At 65.9% G+C, this 24,618-nt stretch carries 15 protein-coding genes and 1 pseudogene; 3 read left to right on the top strand and 13 right to left on the bottom strand.

Annotation, left to right across the window (positions count from 1 at the left end; translation table 11 throughout):
* Positions 1 to 121: 121 nt before the first annotated feature.
* The 4 genes and pseudogenes from VSR72_RS41815 to mdlC form a co-directional block, all read right to left on the bottom strand.
* Positions 122 to 787, bottom strand: a pseudogene (locus tag VSR72_RS41815) (MFS transporter); the annotation flags it as partial.
* Positions 788 to 861: 74 nt separating this feature from the next.
* Complete coding sequence (locus tag VSR72_RS41810; protein ID WP_342958043.1) at positions 862 to 1,785, bottom strand: 2-dehydropantoate 2-reductase; 924 nt, start codon at positions 1,783 to 1,785, stop codon at positions 862 to 864.
* A gap of 9 nt (positions 1,786 to 1,794) precedes the next feature.
* Positions 1,795 to 3,246, bottom strand: coding sequence for an aldehyde dehydrogenase (locus VSR72_RS41805; protein ID WP_342958042.1), 1,452 nt, complete (start codon positions 3,244 to 3,246; stop codon positions 1,795 to 1,797).
* A gap of 62 nt (positions 3,247 to 3,308) precedes the next feature.
* The gene (mdlC, locus tag VSR72_RS41800; RefSeq protein WP_342958041.1) at positions 3,309 to 4,958 is read right to left on the bottom strand and encodes a benzoylformate decarboxylase; all 1,650 of its coding nucleotides are present in this window, start codon (positions 4,956 to 4,958) and stop codon (positions 3,309 to 3,311) included.
* A gap of 106 nt (positions 4,959 to 5,064) precedes the next feature.
* Here mdlC and VSR72_RS41795 point away from each other — a divergent pair, with 106 nt between their 5' ends.
* Positions 5,065 to 5,973 (top strand): LysR family transcriptional regulator, encoded by a 909-nt coding sequence (locus VSR72_RS41795; RefSeq protein WP_342958040.1) that lies wholly within the window; start codon positions 5,065 to 5,067, stop codon positions 5,971 to 5,973.
* Between the two features lie 9 nt (positions 5,974 to 5,982).
* On the opposite strand, the gene VSR72_RS41790 is transcribed toward VSR72_RS41795, so the two are convergent.
* From VSR72_RS41790 to VSR72_RS41775, 4 genes are read right to left on the bottom strand one after another with little or no spacing between them, the layout of a single operon-like run.
* Positions 5,983 to 7,959: a cation-translocating P-type ATPase gene (locus VSR72_RS41790; RefSeq protein WP_342958039.1), complete on the bottom strand. Its 1,977-nt coding sequence runs from the start codon at positions 7,957 to 7,959 to the stop codon at positions 5,983 to 5,985.
* The gene (locus VSR72_RS41785; protein ID WP_342958038.1) at positions 7,956 to 8,990 is read right to left on the bottom strand and encodes a protease modulator HflK; all 1,035 of its coding nucleotides are present in this window, start codon (positions 8,988 to 8,990) and stop codon (positions 7,956 to 7,958) included. The genes VSR72_RS41790 and VSR72_RS41785 overlap by 4 nt, the downstream gene beginning before the upstream one ends.
* On the bottom strand, positions 8,987 to 10,045 hold the full coding sequence (locus VSR72_RS41780) for a protease modulator HflC (RefSeq protein ID WP_342958037.1): 1,059 nt from the start codon (positions 10,043 to 10,045) through the stop codon (positions 8,987 to 8,989). Before VSR72_RS41780 ends, VSR72_RS41785 begins: the two co-directional genes overlap by 4 nt.
* Before the next feature lie 39 nt (positions 10,046 to 10,084).
* Entirely contained in the window at positions 10,085 to 11,980 is a 1,896-nt protein-coding gene (locus VSR72_RS41775) for an SPFH domain-containing protein (RefSeq protein WP_342958036.1), read from the bottom strand.
* 267 nt (positions 11,981 to 12,247) lie between these two features.
* Between VSR72_RS41775 and VSR72_RS41770 the strand changes: the two genes are divergently transcribed.
* A complete protein-coding gene (locus tag VSR72_RS41770; protein ID WP_342958035.1) occupies positions 12,248 to 13,651 on the top strand; it encodes a GGDEF domain-containing protein in 1,404 nt (467 codons plus the stop codon).
* Between the two features lie 47 nt (positions 13,652 to 13,698).
* On the opposite strand, the gene VSR72_RS41765 is transcribed toward VSR72_RS41770, so the two are convergent.
* A complete protein-coding gene (locus VSR72_RS41765; protein ID WP_342958034.1) occupies positions 13,699 to 13,893 on the bottom strand; it encodes a hypothetical protein in 195 nt (64 codons plus the stop codon).
* Positions 13,894 to 13,957: 64 nt separating this feature from the next.
* Here VSR72_RS41765 and VSR72_RS41760 point away from each other — a divergent pair, with 64 nt between their 5' ends.
* Entirely contained in the window at positions 13,958 to 15,283 is a 1,326-nt protein-coding gene (locus tag VSR72_RS41760) for an MFS transporter (RefSeq protein ID WP_342958044.1), read from the top strand.
* A 12-nt stretch (positions 15,284 to 15,295) separates the two neighbouring features.
* Here the strand turns inward: VSR72_RS41760 and VSR72_RS41755 are convergent, their stop codons facing one another.
* From VSR72_RS41755 to VSR72_RS41740, 4 genes are all read right to left on the bottom strand, one after another.
* Complete coding sequence (locus tag VSR72_RS41755; protein WP_342958033.1) at positions 15,296 to 16,093, bottom strand: sulfite exporter TauE/SafE family protein; 798 nt, start codon at positions 16,091 to 16,093, stop codon at positions 15,296 to 15,298.
* Positions 16,094 to 16,242: 149 nt separating this feature from the next.
* A complete protein-coding gene (locus tag VSR72_RS41750; RefSeq protein ID WP_342958032.1) occupies positions 16,243 to 16,764 on the bottom strand; it encodes an H-NS histone family protein in 522 nt (173 codons plus the stop codon).
* 233 nt (positions 16,765 to 16,997) lie between these two features.
* The gene (locus tag VSR72_RS41745) at positions 16,998 to 20,468 is read right to left on the bottom strand and encodes an AAA family ATPase (RefSeq protein ID WP_342958031.1); all 3,471 of its coding nucleotides are present in this window, start codon (positions 20,466 to 20,468) and stop codon (positions 16,998 to 17,000) included.
* A 3-nt stretch (positions 20,469 to 20,471) separates the two neighbouring features.
* Positions 20,472 to 21,722: a DNA repair exonuclease gene (locus VSR72_RS41740; protein ID WP_342958030.1), complete on the bottom strand. Its 1,251-nt coding sequence runs from the start codon at positions 21,720 to 21,722 to the stop codon at positions 20,472 to 20,474.
* Positions 21,723 to 24,618 lie beyond the last annotated feature (2,896 nt).

Below are 24,618 nucleotides of genomic sequence, written 5' to 3'. Positions count from 1 at the left end.
ACCCGCGAATATCAGCTTGATCCACCGTCGAGATTTACTGCTACGCCGCCCTCAGGAAATTTACTCTAACCATGGACTAGATCTTGAAAACCGATTCCGATTGACACCGGGAGTCATATCAGCGCGGCGATTCGGGCAGCGCCGCGAGCAACACGATCGCGAGCACGAGGGGCAGCACGCCGCCTGCGAAAAAGAGCCCGCGCCAGCCGTACGCCGGCAGCACTTGCGCCGCGAAAATGCCCGCCAGCATGCCGCCGAGCGGCACGCACACGATGGTTGCCGTCACCGCGAACGTGCGAAAGCGCGCGGGAGTGAATTCAGCTGTCATCGTCGTCGAACTCGGCAGCGCGCCGCCGATGCCAAACCCGGCAATGAAGCGCAACGCGGCGATGGCCGCCACGTTCGGCGCGAGGCCGATCGCGCACGTCGCCGTGCCGAACACGAGCACGCTGCCCACCACGGCCCAGCGGCGTCCGAAGCGATCCGCGAACAGGCCTGCGAACGCGCTGCCGAAGCCCATGCCGATCAGCCCCGCCGCCACGACGGGTGCGAACGCATTGCGCGTGATGCCCCACTCCTTGATCAGCACCGGAATCGCGAAACCGATCAACTGGCTGTCGAAGCCATCGACGACGATCGACAAGGCCGCCAGCACGACGGCGATTTTCTGCAGCGTGGAATACGCGCCTTCGTCGAGTGTGCGGCCGATATCGACCGTGCCGCCGGCGATGGCGGCACTCTCGTGCGGCGTCGCCCCCGAAGCGGGAGCGGGCGTGGCATATGTCATGAATTGTCTCCTTTGCTGCGCTGTGAGCGCGCAGTCATTCGTTTGTCATGGTGGCGCGACGTGTATTGCCTATTTCATACGGATTCCTTTGCATCGACGAGGCGCACGAGATGCAGCAGCGCTTCCGTGTTCGGCACGGCCACAGCGCGCATGCGCGCGGCCTGGACCACCGCGCCGTTGATGGCCTCGATCTCGGTCTTGCGTCCGGCGAGCACGTCCTGAAGCATCGAAGGCCGATGCGCGCGGTGATGCGCGAGCGCGTGCCGCACGTTGTCCGCCACATGCGCCTCGTTCACCGCCACGCCGTGCGCGTGCGCGACCGCCGCGACTTCCGCGACGATCTTCAGCGCGAGCGTTTCGCCGTCCGGCACGTTCGTGAGTTCGCCGACGGTACAGCCCGTCACCGCGCACAGACTGTTGAGCGCCGCGTTGAACGCGACTTTCTCCCAGATCGCGGCCCAGACATCGGCGTCCGCGGTGCAGGCGAGGCCCGCGTCATTGAGCGCTTGGACCGTGCGGGTCAGCATCGGCGAGTTCGAGCCGTCCGCGCTCATCAAGCGGATCGCACCCGCGCCGTGCGAACTCACACGGCCGGGGCCGTTCTTGTCGGCAGGCCAGGTCGTCACGCCTATCATCACGCGCGCCGGGTCCGCGAAACTTGCGAGACGCTCGGCGTTGCCGAGGCCGTTCTGCAGCGAGAGCAACCCGGTTTGCGGCCCGAGCACGGCATGCGCCGCGCCAAGCGCCGCCTGCGTGTGCAGCGTCTTGGTGAAGACGATCAGCAGATCGGCGGGCGTGGTCGCCGCCTCCGGCCGCATCGCTTCGAGATTCGTGACGGTGCGCTCCCCTGCATCGGTCGTGAGCCGCAGACCGGCTTCGTTGATCGCGTTCAGGTGAGCTTCGTCGACGTCGAGCAGCGTCACGCGATGGCCTGCAACGGCGAGCAAAGCGCCGAACAGCGAGCCCATCGCGCCCGCGCCGAGTATGGCGATATGCATGGCGCGCCCTTAGAACGGATAGTGGCGCGGCGCGGTCTGCATCGTGATCCAGCGCAGTTCGGTGAATTCGGCAATCCCCGCCTTGCCGCCGAAGCGCCCGAAGCCGCTCTCCTTCACGCCGCCGAACGGCATCTGCGCTTCGTCGTGCACCGTCGGCCCGTTGATATGGCAGATGCCCGACTCGATGCGCTGCGCGACGCCCCACGCCCGCGCCGTGTCGCGACTGAAGACCGCCGACGAAAGCCCGTACGCGTTGTCGTTCGCGCAGGCAATCGCGGCGTCCTCGCCGCGCACGCGCACGATGCCCTTCACGGGGCCGAACGATTCGTCGTGATAGATGCGCATTGCGGGCGTCACATGGTCGAGCAGCGTGGCGGGCATGAGCGTGCTGTCGGCCTTGCCGCCGCATACGAGCGTCGCGCCTTTGGCGAGCGCGTCGTCGATCAGCGCGTTGCAGCGCTCCACGGTGCTCATGTCCACCACCGAGCCGAGCACGACCGGGCCCTTGCGCGGATCGCCGAGCGGCAGCGCACGCGCGCGCTCGCCCAGACGCGCGACGAAGGCGTCGGCAATGCTTTCGTCGACGATGATGCGCTCCGTCGACATGCAGATCTGCCCGGAATTGGCGAACGCGCCGAACGCGGCCGCGTGCGCCGCCGCTTCGATATCGGCGTCGTCGAGCACGACGAGCGGCGCCTTACCGCCCAGTTCGAGCACCGAAGGCTTCAAATGGCGCGCGCAGGTTTCGGCGATGATGCGGCCCACGCGCGTGGAGCCCGTGAAGTTCACGCGGCGCACTTTCGGGTGCGCGATCATGGCTTCGACCACGCGCGCGGCGTCGGCAGGCGCGTTCGTCACGAAGTTGACGGTGCCGCGCGGCAGGCCCGCCTCCTGCATCGCCGCGATGATGAGACCGTGCGTGGCCGGGCAGATCTCCGAGCCCTTGAGCACGACGGTATTGCCGCACGCGAGCGGCAGCGCGATGGCGCGCACCGCGAGGATCACGGGCGCATTCCACGGAGCCAGGCCGAGCACGACGCCCGCCGGCTGGCGCACGCCCATGGCGAGGCTGCCGGGCACGTCGGATGGGATCAGCTCGCCGCCGATCTGCGTGGTGAGCGCGGCGGCCTCGATCAGGCCCGCTGCCGCAAGATGCACGTTGAAGCCCGCCCAGATGCCCGATGCGCCGGTTTCCGCGGCCATCGCGGCGGCGAACGCTTCTGCTTTCGCTTCGAGCGCGTGTGCGGCTTTCGTGAGCAGCGCGCGGCGCTCGCTCGGGCCCATCGCCGACCACACCGGGAAGGCGGCGGCGGCGGCATCGACAGCGGCCACGGCATCTTCAACCGTGGCTGCGGGGGCGCGGCTCGCCACCGTGCCGTCGAGCGGATTGCGGCGCTCGAACGTCGCGCCGTTGCGTGCCTGCACCGCTTCGCCGTCGATCAGCATCGTTACGGTTTGCATGTCCTTTTTCCTCGCTCAACAAGAAATTGCGTGAATTCTATTGGTTGTGCGCGCACCGTTTTTCAGGCCACGAGCGTTTCGACCAGCACCGGGCCCTGCCCTTGCAGCGCGCGGCCAAGCGTATCGCGCAACTGCGCGGCGTCGCTCACGCGCACGCCGGAGCAACCCATGCCCGCGGCCAGCGTGACGAAATCGAGCCCTGGCAGGTCGGTGCCCTGCACGGGGTCGGTCGGCGCGAAGCCGAATACCGGCGCGAAGTCCTGCAACGCGGCGTAGCGCGTGTTGTTCAGGATGACGAAGGTAATCGGCAGCTCGAGCTGCACCGCGCTCCAGATCGCCTGGATCGAATACATGCTGGAGCCGTCGCCGATCAGCGCGATCACGCGCTCGCCAGGTTTTGCGAGCGCCACGCCCACGGCGGCGGGCATGCCGTAGCCCAGGCCGCCGCTGTCCATCGTGAGGAAGGTGCCGGGGCGCTCGTAGGGCAGATACGTCTGCATCACCGGGCGCGAGCTGGGCGCTTCTTCCACGACGGTCGTGCCCGCGTCGCGCACTTCGGCGAGCGTTTGCAACGCGTAGGCGACCGACATGCGCTCGCCCGGCTCAGCGGGCGGCATGGCGCGCGGCGGCACGGCGCGCGGCGCGGGCATCGCACGCTCACGCGCAGCGGCAGAAACGGGGCGCTCCAGCAGATCGAGCACGCCCAGGCGCACGTTGCCCACTGCGGCCATGCCCTCGGGCGTCCAGGCGGCGGTGTTGGGATCGTCGATCAGCTGGCACAGCGCGGCGCCCGGCGGCACATGGGGCCCGTGGCCCTCCACGTGATAGGTGAATGCCGGCGCGCCGATCGCGAATACGAGGTCGTGCCCGCCCAGCAGTTCGACAATGCGCTCGCGCATAGCTGGAAGGAAGCCCGCGAACAGCGGATGCTTTTCAGGAAAGCTGCAACGGCCCGTCATGGGCGCGACGAACACGCGCGCACGATGACGCTCCGCCAGGCGCACCACATCGTCTGCCGCGAGCGCGCGATCCACAGCGCCGCCCACCACGAAGGCCGGGCGCGCGCAGGCGTCGAGCGCTGCGCCGATCTTCGCGAGCATCGCGGGCTCGGGGCGCGTGGTGTGCGCGAGCGCGCGATCCGGCACGCGTTCGGCCGGCTGGTCCCAGTCGTCCACGGGAATCGACACGAACACCGGGCCGCGCGGCTCCTGCATGGCGATCGCGTAAGCGCGCGCAATGGCGAGCGGCACGTCCTGCGCGCGCGCCGGCTCGATGCTCCACTTCACGTAGGGCTTGGGCAGCTCGGTGGCCTGTGTGGCCGCGAGAAAGGGGTCGAACGGCAGGATCGAACGCGCCTGCTGGCCCGCCGTGACGACGAGCGGCGTGCGGTTGCGAAACGCCGTGAAGATGTTGCCCATGGCGTTGCCCACGCCCGCCGCCGAATGCAGGTTCACGAGCGCCGCGTTGCCGGTGGCCTGCGCATAGCCGTCGGCCATGCCGACCACGACCGCCTCCTGGAGGCCGAGCACGTAGCGGAAGTCGGCGGGAAAGTCGCGGAACATGGGCAGCTCGGTCGAGCCGGGGTTCGCGAAGATCGAGGTCATGCCCACGCGGCGTGCGAAGTCGATGACCGCGTCGCGCACGGTCCATGCACCGTCGGCCGCCGTGGTGTCCTGCTTTTGCGGGTTCTGCTGAGGCGCGCTGCCAGTCATCCAAGGCCTCCTGTCGAAAAAGCGCGTCGTTCAATGGAGGATCATTATCGCGACGCTACGGGTAACCGAAAATTGCGGAATTCGGTAAAAGCCATTACCTTTGGGCATGACTTACAACCTCCAGCAACTCCAGGCGTTCGCCACCATCGTCTCCGCGGGCAGTCTCGGGCGCGCGGCGGAAACGCTGCACGTGACCCAGCCCGCGCTTTCGCGCGCGATCCGCCGGCTCGAGGAGCAGGTGGGCGCGCCGCTCTTCGAGCGGCATTCGCGCGGCATGCACCTCACCGCCGTGGGCGAGGCGCTCCTGCCGCACGCCATCCTGCTCCAGCGCGAGGCCGAGCAGGCGCGCGAGGAAATCGACGCCATGCGCGGCCTCGCGCGCGGCACGATCCGCGTGGGGGCGGTAGGCAGCATTGCGAGCCTCGTGTTGCCGCTCGCGGTGAGCGGCGTGCTGCGGCGCTGGCCGGGGCTGCGTGTCGAGATTCTCGAAGGCGTCTGGGACCGGCTCGCGGATGCGCTCGTCAAACGCGAGATCGATCTCGCGCTCAGCATGGCCGTGCCCGATACCGACGAAATCGCGGCCATCGGCGATTGCCGGTGGGAGGATTGCAGCTACGTTGTGGCGGCGCACGATCACCCGTTGCGCGCGAAACCCGACCTCACGCTCGCCGATACGCTCAACGAGCAATGGGCGATTCCTCCACGCGGCACAGCGCCGTTCGAGCACATGGAGCAGGCGTTCGCGGCGCAGGGGCTGGGGCTGCCGAACGTGGTGGTGCAAACGCGCTCGATCACGGCGCTCAAGAGTCTCGTGGCGCGCTCGGGGTTCCTGAGCTGGATGGCATCGACGATGTACCTCACGGAAAGCAAGGCAGGCGTGTTCGATACGCTCGACATGCCGGGGGTAGAGGGCCGGCGCATGCTCACGGCTTTCCGGCGGCGGCACGGCATTCTGCCGAGCCCGGCGGTGAAGTTGCTGGAGCAGCTGCGCGCATTGACGGCGGTGCCGCACTGACGTCGTTCGTCACTCGTCGCGCAACAAGCGCCCCGCGTTCGCAATCACCACGAACGTGCCCACATTGTGCAGCACCGCGCTCGCCACGGCGCTCAACACGCCGAGCGCCGCGAGCGTGATGACGGCCACCGTCCACGCGAGCCCGATCGCGGCGTTCGCTGTCGCGATGCGCCGGCAGCGCCTGCCGAGCCGCACGCTGTCCGGCACGCGGCGCAGGTCGTCGGCGAGCAGCACGATATCGGCGGCGGCCACGGCGATATCGATGCCGCGCTCGCCCATTGCCACGCTCGTCGCGCCCGCCTTGATGGCGAGCACATCGTTCAGGCCGTCGCCGACCACCATCGGACGACGCCCCGCGCCAATCTCGCCCAGCACGTAATCGAGCTTGTCGTGCGGCAGCGCATGCGCCACCACGGTGTCGATACCCACTTCGGCGGCGACGCGGCGCGCCACGCGCTCGCGGTCGCCCGTGAGCAGCGTCGCGCGCGCGATGCCGAGCGCGCGCAGCGCATCCAGCGCTTCGCGCGCTTCCGCACGCACCGTGTCGGCAAAACCGAACCATGCGAGCAGGCGGCCGTTCAGCGCGAGGCCCACGCACGGGCCATTCAACTCCGCGGGCGTGGGCGGCAGCACGCTCACGTATTGTTCGAGCAGGTCATGGCGGCCCAGCACGGCCTCGCCCTCGGGCATCGTCGCGAGCACGCCGAGGCCGCGCAGTTCGCGCGCGTGTGCAGGCGGCGCGCTTTGTGGCGTTCCCGGCGCGCCGTAGCGCAAGAGCGCGCGACACACAGGATGCGCGCTGACGTGGGCAAGCTGCACGGCCAGCGCGAGCGCGCTGGCTTCGTCCACGCCTGGTTGCAGCACCACTGTCGTCACGCGCAATTCGCCGTGCGTGAGCGTGCCGGTCTTGTCGATCACGAGCGTATCGATCTCGGCCAGCGCATCGATAAAGGCAGCATTCCTGAACAGGATCCCGCGCCGCGCGCCCGCCGCGATGCCCGCGATGGCCGTGGAGGGCGCCGCCAGCACGAGCGCGCACGGGCATGCGGCCACGATCACCGCGAGCATGGCCGAAGCGTTCGCGCTCACGAACCACACGATCGCCGCGATCAGCAGCACGAGCGCCAGATAGGCATCCATATAACGCTCGAGCGCCTGCGTAATGGGCGGCTTCGCGGCCTCGGCGCGCTGCATCAACTCGACGACCTTGCCGAGCGTCGAGGCCTCGCCGACGTGCGTGATCTCCACGCGCAGCGCTCCGTCCAGATTCATCGCGCCGCCGAACACGCGCGCGCCCTCGCCCGCATCCTGCGGCAGCGATTCGCCCGTGATCGGGCCATTGTCGATGGCCGAGCGGCCGTGCCGCACGATGCCGTCCGCGGGCACGCGCGAGCCGGGCAGCACGTCGACCAGGTCGCCGGGGCGCAGAGCGTCATAAGGCACCGTCTCGACCACGCCCGCGGCGTTCACGCGGCGCACGTCGCCGGCAGTGAGGCGGCCTAGCGCCCGTATCGCTTCCTGCGAGCCGAGCACGCTGCGCTCTTCGAGCGCGTGGCCGAACGTCATCACGATGGGCAGGAGCGCGGCCGTCGTCATGTCGCCCACGGCCCACGCGCCCAGCATGGCGAGCGCGATGAGGCGGTCGGTCACGCCGTGCAGGCTCGGCGTCCTTAGGCTGCGCCAGGCGCCTGCGAACACGGGCGGCGCGACCACGAGCGAAGCCGCCGCCGCCAGCACTTGCGCGAGCGTGGCGTTGCCGTTGAACAGATGCGGCCACGCCAGCGAGAGCAGCAGCAGCGCGCCCGCGAAAAGCGCCAGCAGCGTGTGGCGCGTGATGGCGCGGCGCTCGGCGTCCGACATGACGAGCGTGGCGACGGAGTGCCCTTCGTGCCGCTCGCGCACGTGGCCGGGCGCGTGTGACGCTTCATCTTCCTGCGCGGAGCCGCGCACGCTATGTCGCGCCGGCGTTTCGTATGGCGTGGTCATGGCGCGCGCCCCGGCAGCACGAGGCTCGACGCGTCGTTGGGGTCGAGCGTCGTCACGCGCGCGGCGTGCGCGAGCACCGCCTGCACGCGGTCGCGATACGCGCGCGCAAGCAGCCCCGGATCGTGATTCGCGCCGAGCGCCGCTTCGAGCTGCGCGATCGTGGAGGTTTCCGACTGCGCCGTCGCCACGCGCTCCGCCGCGCTGGCTTGCGCGTCCTGCACGATGCGGTCCGCGCTTTGCTGCGCGTGCTGCCGCGTTTTTTCCGCGAGCGTGCGCGCCTGCGCGACGTCGCGCTCGGCGTTCTGCAGCGACGTCAGCACGGCGTTGAACGCATCGACGGCCGAGGCCGGAAACGACGCCTGCAGATCCATGCGCGAAACTTCGATGCCGAGCCCCGCATGCGCGGCGGTCAACGCGTCGAGCTGGCGCTGGACCGCGCGCGCGAGATCGCCGCGCAATTGCTCGCGGCGCGCCGCCATTTGCTGATCGGCGGCCACCATTTCCGGCCGTGCGACGAGGATCGAATCGAGGTCGCGTTGCGCTGCCGTTTGCGCGACTGCCGCCGAGACGACGCGCTCGATGGCGGCATCGAGATGCTCGAGCTGCAACGCATACGCGTAAGGATCGCTCACGCGGTAGAACAGCGTCGCGCTTACCTGCACCACACCGTTGTCGCCCGTGAGCACGTACCCGGAACCCGCGAGCGCGTCGCTTGCGTCGCCCAGTTGCGCGGGCGCGCCCGGATTGCGCGTGAGCGAGACGATACGCCGCTCGAGCACGCGCTCGCTGCCCGGCACGAGCAACACAGTTTCGAACGGCCGCGGCAACGCGACGAGCAACCCCGCGCCCTGGCTGCGCACGTAAGCGCCAAAGCGCATCACGACGGCGCTGCTGTCCGCGGGAATGCGGCGCACGTTCGAGGTGGCCCACGCGAGCGCCGCGAGCACGGCCAGCGCCGCCACGAACCAGAACGACAGGCGCACCGCCTGTGCGCCGGGCCCGAGCGCCGGGAGGTCGTCGCTCGTGCTCATGGCGTGTGCCCGCGCGTATGGGCGTTGGTTGCGGGCGCAACGACTGCGCCCGAAGGCGCCGCGGCGGCGCCGAGCCCAGGCGGTCCCCGCACGAGCGCGCGGAACGGCGCGGCGTCGGTGCGCAGGATCAGATTCGTGTTGCTATTGACGACCGTGCCGAGCGTGTCGAGCGAGCGCAGCATCGTATAGAGCTGGGGATCGGCGGCGTAGCTCTTGCCGTAGATGGCCGCCGCGTCCTTGCGCGACTGCGCTTCGATATCGGCGGCTTTCACGTTGGCGTCGGCGATCAGCACGCGGGCGTCGCGATCGGCGTCCGAGCGGATCTGCGCCGCCTCGCGCAGGCCTTCGGCGGTGCGCTGCGCGGCCACGGTCTCGCGCTCGGCGCGCATGCGATCGACGGTCGCCGCCAGTGTCACAGCAGGCAGCGTGAGGCGCTCCAGCCCCACCTGCACGACGTGCACGCCATAGGCCGCATAGACCTGCGCATCGACCTGGCGGCGCAGCGCCTCTTCGAATGCGCCGATGCGGACCTGCGACGGATCGGTATTCACGAGCGAGGCGAGATCGAAGCCGGCGGACGTGGTCTGCAATGCCGAGCCGACCAGCGAGCGAATCTGGCGTGCGGCTTCGTCGGGTTCGTTGCGCACCGCGCGCACGAAGCGGCCAATGTCGTTCGAGTTGGCGGGCACGCGCCACGCCACATACGCCTGCACGATGATGCGCAGACCGTCGCGCGTGCCGACATCCTGCAATCCGCTCGAAGTCGTGTGCAGCCGCAGATCCACCGGCACCGCGGCCTCGATGGGCGCGGGCAGCCGCCATGCGAGGCCGGGCCGCAACAGCACGCGCACCGGGTCGCCAAAGCGCGTGACGACGGTGGCCTCGCCCTCGCGCACCTGCACCACGCTCGCCACGATGAGCGCGACGATCACGCAGAACAACGCGAACGCCACACGCAACGCGAAACGCCGGGGATTCACCGGCGTGGATCCACCGGCACCGTGGTCGTGATGATGATGAGAATGCGCATCGCCGTGCGTATGCAAAAAGCTCACGTTCGAATCACCTTGCTCTATATATGTATGGGTCGCGGGTTACCACGCCTTTTTCGTACCCGCCGCCGTGGCCGGGCTCAGCGTGCGCAGATCGATCGTCGCGCGGCTGCCGCTCGCGAGCCGGTCGTCGATCACCGTCACGCTCGCGTTCTTCAGCCCTCTTTGCAGGCTGTGCAGGTAGTACTCGAATCCGAATGCCGGGCCGCCGAGCTGCTGCGCGATCACGTCGGCGTCGAAACCGATCTGCTGGGCGCGCGCGGCGGCAAGCGTGTCCGCCGCGTTCGCGCTGCCCTGCGCAATGGTCTCGATCGCCTGTTGCTGCGCTTGCCCGAGCGCCGCCGCTGCGAAGCCGTGCGCCTGCACCACACTGGCCTGCGCGCGAATCTGCGCGGCCTGCACGCCGTGATACGCGGCGGCCGCGCCCGCGGGCGGATGCACGCTCTCGATTACCACCGCCACGACCTCGATGCCGCTCGCGAGCCGGTCCAGCTCGTGCTGCACGGCGCCGCGCAACGCGCCGGCCATGGCCGTTTGCGGCGTGTCGAGCAGCGACGGCAGCGTGCGCGACGCGAGGTAGCGCACCACCTCGCGGTTCGCGATCGAGCGCACCGTTTCGTCCATATCTACCGCGCGGTAGAGCGAGGCGCGCGCCGCAGCGTCCGTAAGACCGACGCGATAGTCGAGCCGCACGTCCGCGCTCACGATCTGGAACGCCTGCTGTGCGCCGCTCGTGCCCGCTATCACCTGGGTCGTCTCCCAGGGATGCGCCACGTCCCACAGGCGGTTCAATTGCGCGGGCGTGTCGCCATCGGCGGAAACGGGAGGCGCGGCGCGACTGCTGTCGTTCGCGCTGCCCGAGACGATCAGTTGATGGACGGCGCCGTTGTCGATCACGCGCGCGCGCCCGAAGGGCCAGGGCAGGCCAGCATGCAGTCCCGGCTGCCACACGGCGACGGGTGCGCCAAAGCGCTCGTACACGGCGCGCTGATCTGGGCCGAGTATCGTCACGCCGCCCAGCAGCCAGCCCGCCCCCACCATGGCGACGAGCGCCCCCGGCAGGAGACGAACGAAGCTTTGCAGCGCCCAGTTTTGCCGCAGATCGATGCCATAGCGCATACGCAATTGGGCATTGAACGCAGCGACCGGACGCGCATGCACGCTCAGCGCGCCGGCGATGGTGCTATGCAGGAAGCGGCCCTCGTCGGGCTTCGCCAACGCGGCGAGCAACGCGCGCAGACCGAGTTCGACCGCAATCGCGCCGGAAAGCAGGGCGACGATACGCACGAGCCACGTGAGCGTTTCGCCCGCAAAAGCCAGCGCCGCGACAGAAGCCGCCATGCTCAACGCAGCGACGAGCACCGCACGCAACGGCCCCGCGAGCGCGGCGGATTCGCGCGATTGCGCGCCGCGCAGCGCATGAAAACGCTCGGCCACGAGCGCAGCAAAAGCAATGACGAGCGCAGCGGCGCCCGCTACGAGAAACGGCGCGGATTCACGCTGCGAAGCGGTTGGGGCAAACGCGGGAGACATCCACGCAGCGATGGCGAACGCAAGCGAAACGAGCGCGGCGAGCGGCGCGACCCACCGTTGCCACGGAAGCGTCTGCAGCAGGCCGCGCATGTCGGCGGCCTCCGAATTGCGCTGGAACGCGAGGCGCAACAATTGCAACAAGCGCACCGAAGTCTTCGAGACCGGAACGCCCGCCGGCGCACGCGCCGCCAACAGCCGCGCGCCGAAGACGACGATGAAAAGATTGAGGCACGCGCTCGACATCGCGGCGCACATGCGCGCATCGAGCGGCGCAGCGGGAACGAAAGCCAGCGCGCCGAACATGGCAGCCAACCCCAACGCGGACCAGCCGAGCCTCGTCTGGCCCGCACGACCGCCGAGCCAGCCATCTCCTTCGCGGTGGTCGCGCGATACGCGATGCATCATCAGCAATCCTTACATACAAATTACACGAAACAGGCTCACACGATTCGACCACCGATCGCGCGACGCTGAATTTCGCGCGCCCAATGTAGCGCGCTCAAAACCGAAACTCAATATAACTGGGCCCACGCATCCGTGCCCCACTAATTCGCCGATTCGGAGCACAATACCTTCAGCTGAATTTGTCTGCTTTGCACACGCGTGCGGCCCCTCACGCTGTCACGCCACGATCACCATTCTCGAGCTGCGCATCAACCCAAAAGTCATCATATGGACGGCTTGCTGATCGGACCGGCAACACGCAGGCAGGCGCTCTTCGCCAGCGTATGCGCATTTGCAATCCTCCTCACGCTCGCGCTCGCGGCGCCGCGTGCGCGCGACGCGTTGCCCGGCATCGCCCCGTTCATGCCGATGTGCGCACTCACGGTGTTCACCACGTCGAGCATCGCGGCGTTCCTGCTGGGCGCGCGTTTCGCGGCCACGCGCGTGGCCATGCTCGCCGCGCTGGGCGGCGCTTATGCGTTTACGGCCATTACCGTCGCGCTTCAGCTGCTGATGTTTCCTGGCGTGTTCGCGCGCGCGGGGCTGCTCGGCGCGCTCCCGCATAGCGCCGCCTGGATGTGGGTGTTCTGGCACGGCGGCTTTCCCGCGCTCGTCATCGTGGCCGAACTGGTGAGGAAGCGCCTGCCCGCCCCGCCGTTCGCCCGCGAACGCCTCGACGCGCGCGGCTGGCTGCTGATCGCGGGGCCGGCGGCCGTCGCCGCCCTGCTGGGCGTGCTCGTCACGCACGTCGATCTGGCGTCGCCGTTCCGCGACGTTGCGAGCGCTGCGCCAGAGCCTTTGCCGTCGTCGGCCTTGGCGAACAATCTCGCGGGCCTCGTGATCTGCGCGCTCAACCTGATCGCGATTGCGATCGTGCTGGTGAAGGGCCGGCTGCGCCTCGTGCTCGATTTGTGGATCGTGGTGGCGCTGCTCGCCTCGCTCGTCGACGCCGCGCTCAATACGCTCAGCATCGAGCGCTTCACGCTGGGCTGGTATGTCGCGCGCGTATTCAGCATGTTCGCGCCGGGCGTGCTCGTGTGCGTGCTGGTGTGGGAAGTGACGGCGCTCTATCGCCAGCTCGCCGAAGACCACGCCACGTTGATCCGCGCTTCCGCGCGCGATGCGCTCACGCGCGTCTACAACCGCAGCTATTTCGACGAGCAGTTCCGCCAGGCCTTCGAGCGCGCCGCGCGCAGCGGCCAGCCGCTCTCGCTCGTGATGCTCGACGTCGATCACTTCAAGCACTACAACGATGCCTTCGGCCATCTGCACGGCGACGCCTGCCTCGGCGCCGTAGCAGGTGCGCTCGCAACCACACTGGCGAGCACGCTGCACCAGCCACGCGGTTTCGTCGCGCGCTATGGCGGCGAGGAATTCGCGCTGGTGCTGCCCGATACCGGCGCCGATGAAGCCGCGGCGCTTGCCGAACGCGCACGCGCCGCCGTCGAGCAACTCGGCATTCCCTCTCCCGCCGCAGGCGGCCTCGTCACGGTGAGCGCGGGCTGCGCCACCTGCGACGCGATCGTTGCCTGGTCCCCCAATGCGCTGATCGAAGCCGCCGATGCTGCGTTGTATGCCGCCAAACACGCCGGCCGCAACCGCGTGAGCCACGCAGGCGCGAGCATCGCGTAAAGCCTGGCCGGTGCACTGTCTGTTGCGCTGGCATCGGCGGCGTCGCCTTAAAAGGCATTGCCATAAGCGCAACGCATTTGGGTTTCAACCAGGTGCTTCCATGCCGCCGCATCAATAAAGTGCGTGCTATGGCCTGTATCGGCATTTGCATACGTCGCGCGCAACCCATGCAAATCGGTCGATGCATGCACATTTTGCTCCCCACACGCTTTCAAAATGTAATGAGGAATCGGGATGTCCATTGAAAAATCGGCGGAAATTGCCGCCCGCTTCGACCGGCTGCCGCCGTCGCGCACAGTCTGGTCGATGGTGATTCTGCTGTCGCTCGGCGGCGTATTCGAGTTTTACGACCTCTTCTTCACGGGTTATGTCGCACCCGGCATGGTGCATTCGGGTCTTTTCACACCGGAATCGCTCGGCTTCTTTTCCGCGCTCGGGCCGCTCAAAGTGGCCGGCTTCGGCACCTTCGTGTTCTCGACTTTCGCCGGGCTGTGGGTCGGCGCGCTCGCGTTCGGCCAGGTGGCCGACAAGTTCGGGCGGCGCATTATCTTCACGTGGTCGCTGATCTGGTACATCGCCTGCACGGTCATCATGGCGTTCCAGACGAGCGGCCAGGCGCTCAATATCTGGCGTTTCATCGCGGGCATCGGCATCGGCATCGAGCTCGTGACCATCGACACGTACATTTCCGAGCTGATCCCGAGCGGCGAGCGAGGCCGCGCCTACGCGGTCAACCAGTTCATCACCTTCAGCGTGGTGCCCGTGGTCGCGTTTCTCGCCTATATCCTCAAGGACTCCCATCCGATTGGTCTCGACTACTGGCGCGTGGTGATCCTGATCGGCTCGGTCGGCGCGGTCGTGGTGTGGTTCCTGCGCCGGGGCATTCCCGAGAGCCCGCGCTGGCTCGCGCGCAATGGCCGCGAGGACGAAGCCGAACGGATCGTGGCCGATATCGAGCGCCGCGTCACCGCCGAAACGGGCAAGGCTTTGCCGCCGCTCGGGGCGATCTCGCTTGAAAAGGCCGGGCGCGGCTCGCTTGGCGAAGTGCTGCGCGCACCGTATTTGCGGCGCACCGTGATCCTGTCGATTTTCAATATGGCGCAGGTGATCGGCTTTTACGGCTTCGCCGCATGGGTGCCGACACTGCTGATCGCGCGCGGCGTTCACATCACGCAAAGTCTTGCGTATGCCTTTGTGATTGCCATCGCCAATCCGTTCGGGCCGCTGATTGGCGTGTGGTTCGCCGACAAGCTGGAGCGCAAGACGCAGATCGTCGGCGGCCTGCTGATTATGGCCGTGGTCATCACGCTATTCGCGCAAGCCACGCAACCGTGGGTCCTGATCGTGCTGGGCGTGCTCTTCACGCTCGCTTCGAACGTGATGTCCTATGCGTATCACGGCTATCAGGCCGAGCTTTACCCAACGCGCATCCGCGCGCGCGCCGTGGGCTTCGTGTATTCGTGGAGCCGCATTGCCGCCGCGTTCGCGGGGCTCGCCATCGGCATCCTGCTCCATCATTACGGTGTGCCTGGCGTCGCGGTGTTCATCGGCGCGTCGATGCTCGTGGGCATCGTGATGATTCTGCTTGGGCCAGCTACGCGCGGGCTCTCGCTCGAAGCGATCAGCCATTGAGCGGCGCGATCGTCAAAACAGCACGTGTGATTTGACGATCATCTGCACGGCCGCGGCCAGCACGCACACGAGCACGACCACGCGAAACGCGAGCGGATGCAGGTTGTCGCGCAACGGTCGAATAAGCAGCATGCCCGCGATGGCGGGCACGCTGGCCGCCGCCGAAATCGCGAGATCGATGAGATTGGCGTGCGCGCCGTGGCTAAACGCCGTAATGAGCGTAATTACCGAAACGACGAGAATAATCGCAATCTGTTTCGTGAATGCGCGGCCCGTGGCGCCCGAAGCGATCAGATACATGGCGAGCAACGGCCCCGGCACGGCGGCAATGCTCTCCATGAGCGCCGCTCCGAAACCGAGCACGAAACCCACCGGCCTCGCGAGCGCGGGCGCGAGCTTGAAGCGCGGCGAGACGAGCAAAAGCACGGCAGCCACGATCAACGCCACGCCCGACGCCGCCTGGGCGTGATGCGGCTCCAGCGCGATCAGCACCGACACCCCAATCACATTGCCGATCACGGTGCCAATTAGCGGCGCCGCGATATTGCGCACGGTAGGCAGCATTTCGCCGCCCTCCAGCGCCTGCGGAATATTGCCGAGAATGATCGGCATGGACAGCAGCAGCACCGCTTCCTTGACCGGCAAAAAATGCGTGACGATGGGCATGGCCACGAGCGGCACACCAATGCCCGTCACGCCCTTCACCATTCCGCCCAGCACGAGCGCAACCGTAATGCCGAGCAATTGAAGTGCGTCGAGCGACTGCAGATAGGGGGCGAGAAGGCCCGAGGAAAAAGTAAGGCCGGACATGGGTGACAAGAAGAGTAACGAGGGCAGCGAGTGCACCAGGCGCGCGTCGTTTCGCGCCGCTCATGTGAAAGTGGCCGCGGGCGTCGAAACGCCGGCGCGGCCACCGGTTCGCAAAGCGATTCGCTTATGCGCTTTTCTGAGCAGCTCTATTAAGCAGCCGCTGCGGCTTGTGCCGGCGCTGCGGCGGCTTTGCGGCCTGCCGTTTTACGCCCCGCGCGTTTTGCGGGAGCGGCTTTCTTCGCGGGCGCGGCCTTGGCGCGTTTCGCCACGGTCTTTCTGACTGCCGCCGCATTCGCGCGCGGTTTCCGGGCGGCCTTGGCAGCGGGCTTCGCCGTGCCGCCGTCGATCAGGAATTTCGAGCGGTCTTTCACGTCGCGAATCCATGCCGGCGCGCGGCCACGGCCGGTCCACGTTGCGCCCGTTTTCGGATCGGCGTATTTAGGCGCAACGGTGCGCTTCGCACCTGCTGCCTTGACGCCCATGCCAGGTTTGCCAGGCTTGCGGCCACGCTTCTTGCCAACGAAGCGATCGATGTCGGCCACGCTCAGGCCGTGTTTGGCCATCAGATCGCGAATTTTCGTGAGACCAACCGACGTTTGTTTTTGCACGATCGTTTCGGCCTGCTTTTGCAGCTTGGCGATCTTCGATTGAATTGCATCCAGGGTGACCATTCACGCCTCCTTATTCACGGTTTTTACGGACACCCTTCAAACATCACTGGCCGATCGAATTGCGATCTTGTCGGCCGGGGCGTCGCGAAAGACAGGGTGATTATGAAGTCAAATCGCGCAGGCTGGCAAATTTAAACGAATGTTTTGTAGTGAAAAACATGTTTCTTGATCAGACTATTGATCGTTTCGCAAACAAAGTGCCCATGAGTTTTCATTGAGAAACATTCGCACCGCTACGCAACGAGAGGTGCGCGCTGCAATTCGACAACATTGACCTGCGCACCGAATATCTCGCGAATCATCGGCAAAAGGTGATCGTGGTGCGTGAGAAACAATACCTGGGTTTTCGCGGAGAGATTCCGCAATGCCGCGAACCCGGCTTTTGCGCGCTCGTCGTCGAAATTAATGAAGAGGTCGTCGGCAACGAAGGGCAGCGCCGCCTTGCTCGCCAGCTGCAATTCGAGCGCCGCAATGCGCAGCGCGAGAAATAGCTGGTCGCGCGTGCCTTCGCTCATTCCACCCACTTCCACGGTTTTGCCGTTGCTGCGCCGTGCATGCAATGCGGGCGGATTGCGCTCGTTATCCACTACGAGCCGCGCGAATTCACCGAGCGTGAGCCCATTGAATATTTCGCCCGCGCGACGCAACATCGGCCCCTGCTTCTGGTCGCGATAACGATCCGTTGCCCATTTGAGCAGGCGGCTCGCAGTCGCCGCTTCGAGATATTGCTCCGCCGCTTCACCCATGGCGCTCAGCGCTTCCTGGCGTTTCGCCTCCGCGAGCGCGGCATTGGCCTGGCCGTTGATCGCGTCGAACGCCTGCGCGGCGCTCACCTGTTGCTGCAGGCACTCACTCAATGCGAGATCGCCCGCTTCGCGTTGCTGGTTCACCGCCGCGAGAAGCGCGGGCACCTCGGCGATGGGCTGCTGCGCGATCTCCGCTGCGATGGCTTCCTGTGCGAGTCCGTCACCCTCGCGCACGAGCGTGTCCCGCGCCGCCGAAATCGCATTCGACAACGCGCGGCGAGTGTCGGAGCGCTCGGCGAGCGGCAATGCCGCATCGATTGCGCTCACGCCCGCGAGCTTCAGGATGGGCTCGATGCGCGCCTGTGCGCCCGCCACCGCCGCTGCGGCATCGGCCACGCGCGTACGGGCGACCTGCAAATCGGCATCGGTCTGGGCGAGGGATTTCGCCATTTCGCGCGCGGTTGCGAGCCGCGCCGCGAGTTGGCGCGCCACGTCGATTCCATCGCTCGACGCATGAGATTCGGGCGCGAGCGCCTGGGCGAGGCGCCGCGCGTCGGCTTCCAGCGTCTCCAGTTGCGTTCGAATCGTGCGAATACGGTTTCGGGGTGCTTCGGCGTCCGAAAAGGCGGCCGCAATGACATTGGCGAGATCGACTGCGCCTTCCGCGGCTGCGAGCGTCGCAGCGCGCGCGCCGAGATTCGCTTGCGCAAGCGCTTCGCGCCATTGCGCCTGCCATTTTGCGTAGGCATCCTGTTCAATCGTCAATCGGGATTGCGCCGATTCACTCGCGCGTTCAACGTCGCGAATCTGCGTTTCCAGACCTTCGCGCTGCACGGCGCTCTTTTGCGCCGACTGCACGACTGTTTCCGCCACGCCAATCAATGTCGTCAGCGCGTCGTTGTCGTTTGTCTGCGCCACTGGGCGCAACGCTTCGAGCAGCGCCGCATGCGCGGTGTTTCGCGACATTCGACGCGCTTCAAGTTCACTTGCGCGGCGGTCGCTTTCGCTCTGCGCATTTAGCGCTGCTTCGCGATTTGCGAGCCAGGCGCCCATATCCGCAAGCGGCATGCCAGGCAGTTGCGCGTCATTCGCAATTTGCGCCCAGCCATTGCGAAAAGCTTCGAGTTCGCTCTCACGTTCGCTCAAAGCCGCTAGTTTGCGCTGCGCATTCGCGCGCGCCGTTTCGACTTGCTGGCGCAGATTCTGCAATGTAGCCGCTGCCTGCGAAGTGCCGAGCTGCGCGTCGACGAGTTCGTCGGCGAGGCGCATCGCGTCGTCCACGGCGGGGGCGCCATCCGCGAGACTGATGCGCGCCTTCTTGACTTCGTCCCACGCGCTGTCGCGGCGCGTGCGCGCCGCCTGCACTTCGGCAGTCGTGACAACCTTGTTGCCCTGCGTGAATTGCTTCTCCTGCAATTCGAAGCGCTCGATATCCTCGCGCGCGGCCGCGGCCGCTTCTCGCGCAGCGGCCACCGCGCTCACACGCTCGCTTTCTTCCTTTTGCAGCGCAGCCAGACGCGTGGCCGAAGGCAGGTTCAGTGCGCGCAGCGCTTGCACCGGCTTGCTCCATTGGCCCAGCAGTTGGCGTTTCTCTTCAACCGTGCGCTGCGCATCCGCCAGGTCGCGTTCGAGTGCGCTCTCCTTCGCCGCGCTGTTGCGGAATTCGCGCGCATCGTCGAGTGCCGCGTGCAATGCGTGAGGTACGTCGAAACCGGGCAAGCGCGCCAACTGTTCCTGCAATTGCGCGAGCTTGCGCTGTTGTTCGCTGTGCGCCTCTCGCGCCGTCGTGAGCGACTGCTCACGAAGACCGTGATCGCGTAGCAGGTTCGTCACCGTCTTCAGCGCGAGCGCGCCGGGCAGCGCCGCGCGCAATGCGGCTTCGTCGCTCGGCCAGCCAAGCTGGGCGGCAGCCGCGAACGCGGCGTCAAGATGATTGCGGATCTCTGTTTCGCGCACCAGCAACTCGCGCGGGTGATTGACGCATTCGCCGCGCAGCGTGTCGAGCGCGTCGATTTCGGCGGCTAGCTCCAGTGCCGCGCGATCGGGCTCGATTGCGTCGCGTGATGCTTGCTTGCCCACGAGATCGGCCTGACGCGCTTCCTGCACTTTGCGCTCAGCGGCGATGTCGCCTTGCGCCTTCAACAGATCCGCATAAGCGGTGGGCGGCAAATCGACGACCTCACCCAATGCGGCCAGCGCGTTCTGCTTGAGCGCAAGCTCTTCTATATAGGGCGCGAGGCGGCGCACGCGTTCGAGCTTCGAGCGCTGCGATTCGAAACTGCGCTGCTCGGCGCGCAAACGCTCGATAGCCTGCTCGACCGCTTCAAGCGCATCCTTTTTCTCGACCCAGTCGCGCGTGCGCACCTGCGCGGCCTTCAGTTCGCCCGTTGCCTCGGCGAACGACGTCTCCGCCTGTGCATACGCACTGCCACTGCGTCGCGGGGCCCAGAGTTCGGCCGCGCGATTTTCCAGTTCCTCGCGCACGGGCCCGAGGCTCCCCACGCCCGCTGCCGATTCGAACAGCACCTGGCCGAGCTTGTCCGAGGCGTCGAGAATGCTGCGCCCGCCTTCAACGAGCCGCGCATGATCGAGGCCGAACATCTGCTCGAAGAACTCCTTGCTCGCGCCATCCAGAAATGCAGTGAGAAAGTCGTCGGGCAGTTTGTCGTCCTGCGGCGTGCGCAGCGAGTTGCGGCCGCGCGCGCGATGAAAACGTTGTTCGGCCGCACCGTTTTCCAGCACGCCGCCAATGCGCAATTCCGGCGTGCCATGCAGAAAATCGAGTGGCGTTTGCAAGCGCATGCCGAACAACAGTTCCGAAACGGCAGTGCGCACCGTGGACTTGCCCGCTTCGTTCGGCCCCACGATGACGTGGAAATCGTGCGCAGCGTGGGGGAACGGCAAAGTCGTATCGGTGAACTTGCCGTATTTGATCAAATCGAGTTGCTTCAAGCGCACTGGTCATTCTCCCGTGGAAAGACGCGCAAGCAGCGCGGGACCGACCTGCTCCACCAGCGCGGCGAGTTCGCCGTCGCGGGCGAGTTCGAGCAGCGGCGCGTCTTCTTTCACTTCGCTGCGCACCTTGCCGACGAAGGCGCGCAAATCGCGTTCGAGCAGTGCAAGGAATTCGGGGTCTTGCGTGGCGGCATCGAGTATCTGTTTGAGATCCGCGAGCGCCTCGATCGGCTCGTTTTGCGCGGCAGCGGCATCGGCCGCGCTCGTTTCGAGCTTGACCTTTTCCAGCCACAGCTTGTCATTGCCGATAATGCCGATCTGATTGAGCACTTCGGCGCGCAATTGTGTGGCGCGCCCGAAAAACAGTCCGTGCGCCGGAGACTTGCCTGTCACCTTCACGCGCACCGCGCGCGGCACATGCGCGTCGACGCTCAGCAGCGCTTCGAGCGCAGCGCCAATCTTGCGCGACAGATCCGCGACGCTTTCGCAGTCGCTCGCATCGACTTGCACCGATTCCCAGCGCAGCACGTCGAGATAGAGACGCTCGACCTCCGTGCGTCCGCCCTCGACGCTCACGAGCACGGCGCCGCGGCGTCCCGTTTCGCGGATATGCCGCCCTTGTAGATTGCCGGGGAATACGATGGTCGACTCTTCCGACCACTGCTGAAATTCGTGCACGTGACCGAGCGCCCAGTAGTCGTAGCCCTTCGCATGCAATTCGGAACGCGTGCACGGCGCGTAGCTCGCATGCGCGGCATAGCCTTCGAGCGCGGTGTGGAGCACGCCGATGTTGTAGTAACCGGAAACCGGCGACGGGTAGCCCACGGCGAGATTTTCGGTCACGGCCTTGTCCTTGAAGCTCTGGCCGTGCAGCGCGACCTTGATGTCGTCCAGCACATGCGTTTCGGGCTTGCGGTGACTGAAGACCACGACGTTGTCGGGCAATGTGAGCTTCTTCGTCATTTCGCTTTCCGCGTCGTGGTTGCCCCACAGGGCGAAGACGCGAATGCCGGCCTTGCGCAGGCGTCCCATCTGCTGGCCGAAGAAGATGCCGGTGTTGTGGTCTTTCCAGTCACCGTCATAGAGATCGCCGGCAATGACGACGAACGCGACCTCTTCTTCGATGGCGCGATCGACGAGCAAGCGCAGCGCCTCGCGCGTGGCATTGCGCAATTGGCTGGCCGGCGCGTCGGGATAAGCGCTCAGGCCATGTAGCGGGCTGTCGAGGTGTAGGTCTGCCGCGTGGATGAACTTCACGACGTGTCCTCTATTGTGTTTGCGGGCGCTGAATGGAGAAAGGGCGAATGCTGCTGTGTCGCGCGAGCGGCGCCTCATGTGTGTGAAGCGCGCTGGCGATTTGAGCACGACTATGAGCCCGGGCAGAAGCCTTGCAATATGGCTCAACAATGCGGCCCAATTTTAATCGACACGCATCGGTCTGCTTTGGCAAACGTGGCATGGCAAAGCACAGTGCTTGTGTCGGCACGCGCGGCGTAAATGAAGCGGTGCTCGCGCATCTGCGGTAATCGAACGTGTCGCGGAACACGTCGCAGCGATGATTGCGGCGACGCCGTCGTTACGTATGTCGGCGGTGGACGCAAACGAGTAGGTTGCTCGTACCGCCGAACGCGCAGCGCGTGGAAACTCCTCGCTGATTGGTCGTTTTTGGGCCGTGTAGCGCCTTTCTGCAAAAACTACAAAATACGTATTGAAATGTACGATTGACACCGGTTGGGCGGGTTTTAGCTTGCAGTGGCCTTTCCGGCCGTGTTTCGGGGTCGGAGAGTCGTTATGACCGTGAAACAAGTACTAGAATTTGGATTGTTTCGAGCCTGAAACTCCCACGGGGCAACGATTTCACCGATTTGGTGATTTGGAGCGAAATGTTTCACGCGCGATTGAAAGCGTTTTGAGGCCGAATCAGCGCGTGAAATGCTCAGCAATCAGGTTTGCGACTGCGGGTCTCGCCGCGGAGGGCAATGTGAGGCTGCTCGCTTATCGGACCCGGTCCACTCATTTTGTATCTCTTCGCGGGAGGCGCACTAACTAATCGCTCCTTTGATCTCTCGATGGTGGTGGCCAAGGGTTGGCGTGCGTGCCGTAGATTGACGACTGCGTGCTCTGCGGTCGTGACTGAATTTGTCAGTTAGTTGCGTTTATTTTCGATGATTGACTGGGCAAAGGCGGGCTGCCCGGCGCCGAGTGGTAATGCTTCGTCGTCGTTTGCGGGTTGAGCGACGGGCGCCAAGCAACTTTGAACGCAAGAACGAGGAGATCAAACGCGGTGGCGCATTGCCGTGGCAGACTGCCCTGCCCTGTCCTGCGCCGACACGGCAAATACCTGGCACTAGTCTGTTAGGCAGGCTATCTGATCCGAACTGCCGCTCGCTTGCCCGCCAGTTCGTCTGCCCTCATGACAAGCGTAGGGAGGGAGTTACTGGGTATCGTCGTTCGGCTCGGCTGGTGGCAACTAGCAGTGGAATTTCAGCGCGGCGTGCGAATGAGGGGCGCGAGTGCGCGATGCTAGGTTGTCGCCACCAAGGCGTCGTCGGCAGGAATGGGCAGCGCTCGTACACTGTTTGCTTGGACAAGTTGGCGCGAGCGCACGGCGTGAAATTTGACGTGGCGTGCGGTCGGTGGCGCTCATCGCTGGTCATGCGGTTGCGAGAAATGAACGTCGGAGATGTGCGGGAGTCATGCCTTCAGGCCGCATGGACGAATCGCCTGGGCGGTTCGAGGACCAAGCGATGGAGGTCTCCGCAACGTGCAGTCCGCGCATACTGCGCCCCGCGACCGCAAATGATGGCTGGAGACGATGCGTCGTGCGCGCCCCATGACGCGCCGTGATGGGCATACGCGATTGGCGCCAGCACTTGCGCTATGGCAACTAAGGGATGCATGACGCGCGGTCTGATCTCGGGGCCAACTACGGAGACGTCCTTGTTTTCCACTGGCGAACAGGTACTCCCTATTTGAAGCGAACTGGGAGATTGGATACGACAGCGGTGTGTCGACTCGACACACCGGCACGCACGATACAGCCCACACGCGGGCCACGCCAGATCCACGCGCTGCGGGCGACAACAGGTACGTCAGCACGCGTTGACTTTCGAGTTGCACGGAGAGTGGTCGCCAGACGTCCCGACTGCATACGTTTCTCAAGGCCCGTATCTGCCACCTATGTGGCGAATGTCCTGCTCCCAATCCACTCCAACCGCCACGGCGGGTCGGCCGACGCTGTGTGTCGACTCGACACACAGGCCCGCACGCTACAGCCCACATGCGGGCCACGCCAGATCCACGCGCTGCAGCCGACAACAGGTACGTCAGCAGGCGTCGATTACCGTGTTGCACGGAGAGTGCTCACCAACCGTCCCCGCTGCATACGTTGCCTCAAGGCCCGTATCTGCCACCTGTGTCGCCAATGTCCTGCTCCCGATCCACTCACACCGCCACGGAGAGTCGGCCGAGGCGGTGTGTCGACTCGACACACCGCCTCGCTCAACAGGTCAACATGCAAGCAACAGTCATCCTCTCGGACACCGCACGATGGTGCGGCTGGGCGACCGCTGACAAGGCAAGTTGCCGCTTGCAATCCACCCCAAGCTGCCACGGCCTGGCGGCGCCGATCGCGGGTGTGTCGACTCGACACACTCTCTCGGCCTACAAGTCCACATGCGCGACGAGTCATTCTCTCGCGCATAACACAACGAGGCGACCGGGGACTTGTTCTCTCGGTTTGTGTCCTTGGTCCGCGTGTGTCGACTCGACACACGCGGACCAAGCCAATGGATTTGGGGCCCACCGTTCGAAGTTCACGCTCGCGCCGAAGGACAGCACCAGCTAGCAATCGTGCCTCCCCACACAGCAGTCGATGCCGCAATATTCTTCGTCTTCCGAGCCGCCCGATCGCTGTGTGTCGAGTCGACACACGACCGCTCCTCAGACTGAGCACATCCATTTTTGACGTTCGCCTAACGTGGCGCGACGCGGGCGAAACGCCCACAGCACCCTTGTGTGTCGACTCGACACACAACCGCCCCCGGCACCCCGCTCTCGCCTGACGGCTATCGGTGTGTCAACTCGACACACTATCTGGTCCCCAAAAAGAAAAAGCCCGCCGAAGCGGGCTCCCATCTACACCAACAACCAC

It is taken from the genome of Paraburkholderia sp. JHI869, assembly GCF_038900775.1.
Taxonomy (GTDB): domain Bacteria; phylum Pseudomonadota; class Gammaproteobacteria; order Burkholderiales; family Burkholderiaceae; genus Paraburkholderia.
Note: the sequence above shows the minus strand (reverse complement) of the source record. Positions and strands in the feature narration are given on the sequence as shown.

Excerpts from the sequence above, each read along its gene's own strand:
- VSR72_RS41810 (WP_342958043.1), bottom strand. The coding sequence starts at position 1,785 with ATGCATATCGCCATACTCGGCGCGGGCGCGATGGGCTCGCTGTTCGGC.
- VSR72_RS41805 (WP_342958042.1), bottom strand. The coding sequence starts at position 3,246 with ATGCAAACCGTAACGATGCTGATCGACGGCGAAGCGGTGCAGGCACGC.
- mdlC (WP_342958041.1), bottom strand. The coding sequence starts at position 4,958 with ATGACTGGCAGCGCGCCTCAGCAGAACCCGCAAAAGCAGGACACCACG.
- VSR72_RS41795 (WP_342958040.1), top strand. The coding sequence starts at position 5,065 with ATGACTTACAACCTCCAGCAACTCCAGGCGTTCGCCACCATCGTCTCC.
- VSR72_RS41790 (WP_342958039.1), bottom strand. The coding sequence starts at position 7,959 with ATGACCACGCCATACGAAACGCCGGCGCGACATAGCGTGCGCGGCTCC.
- VSR72_RS41785 (WP_342958038.1), bottom strand. The coding sequence starts at position 8,990 with ATGAGCACGAGCGACGACCTCCCGGCGCTCGGGCCCGGCGCACAGGCG.
- VSR72_RS41775 (WP_342958036.1), bottom strand. The coding sequence starts at position 11,980 with ATGATGCATCGCGTATCGCGCGACCACCGCGAAGGAGATGGCTGGCTC.
- VSR72_RS41770 (WP_342958035.1), top strand. The coding sequence starts at position 12,248 with ATGGACGGCTTGCTGATCGGACCGGCAACACGCAGGCAGGCGCTCTTC.
- VSR72_RS41765 (WP_342958034.1), bottom strand. The coding sequence starts at position 13,893 with ATGGACATCCCGATTCCTCATTACATTTTGAAAGCGTGTGGGGAGCAA.
- VSR72_RS41760 (WP_342958044.1), top strand. The coding sequence starts at position 13,958 with ATGGTGATTCTGCTGTCGCTCGGCGGCGTATTCGAGTTTTACGACCTC.
- VSR72_RS41755 (WP_342958033.1), bottom strand. The coding sequence starts at position 16,093 with ATGTCCGGCCTTACTTTTTCCTCGGGCCTTCTCGCCCCCTATCTGCAG.
- VSR72_RS41750 (WP_342958032.1), bottom strand. The coding sequence starts at position 16,764 with ATGGTCACCCTGGATGCAATTCAATCGAAGATCGCCAAGCTGCAAAAG.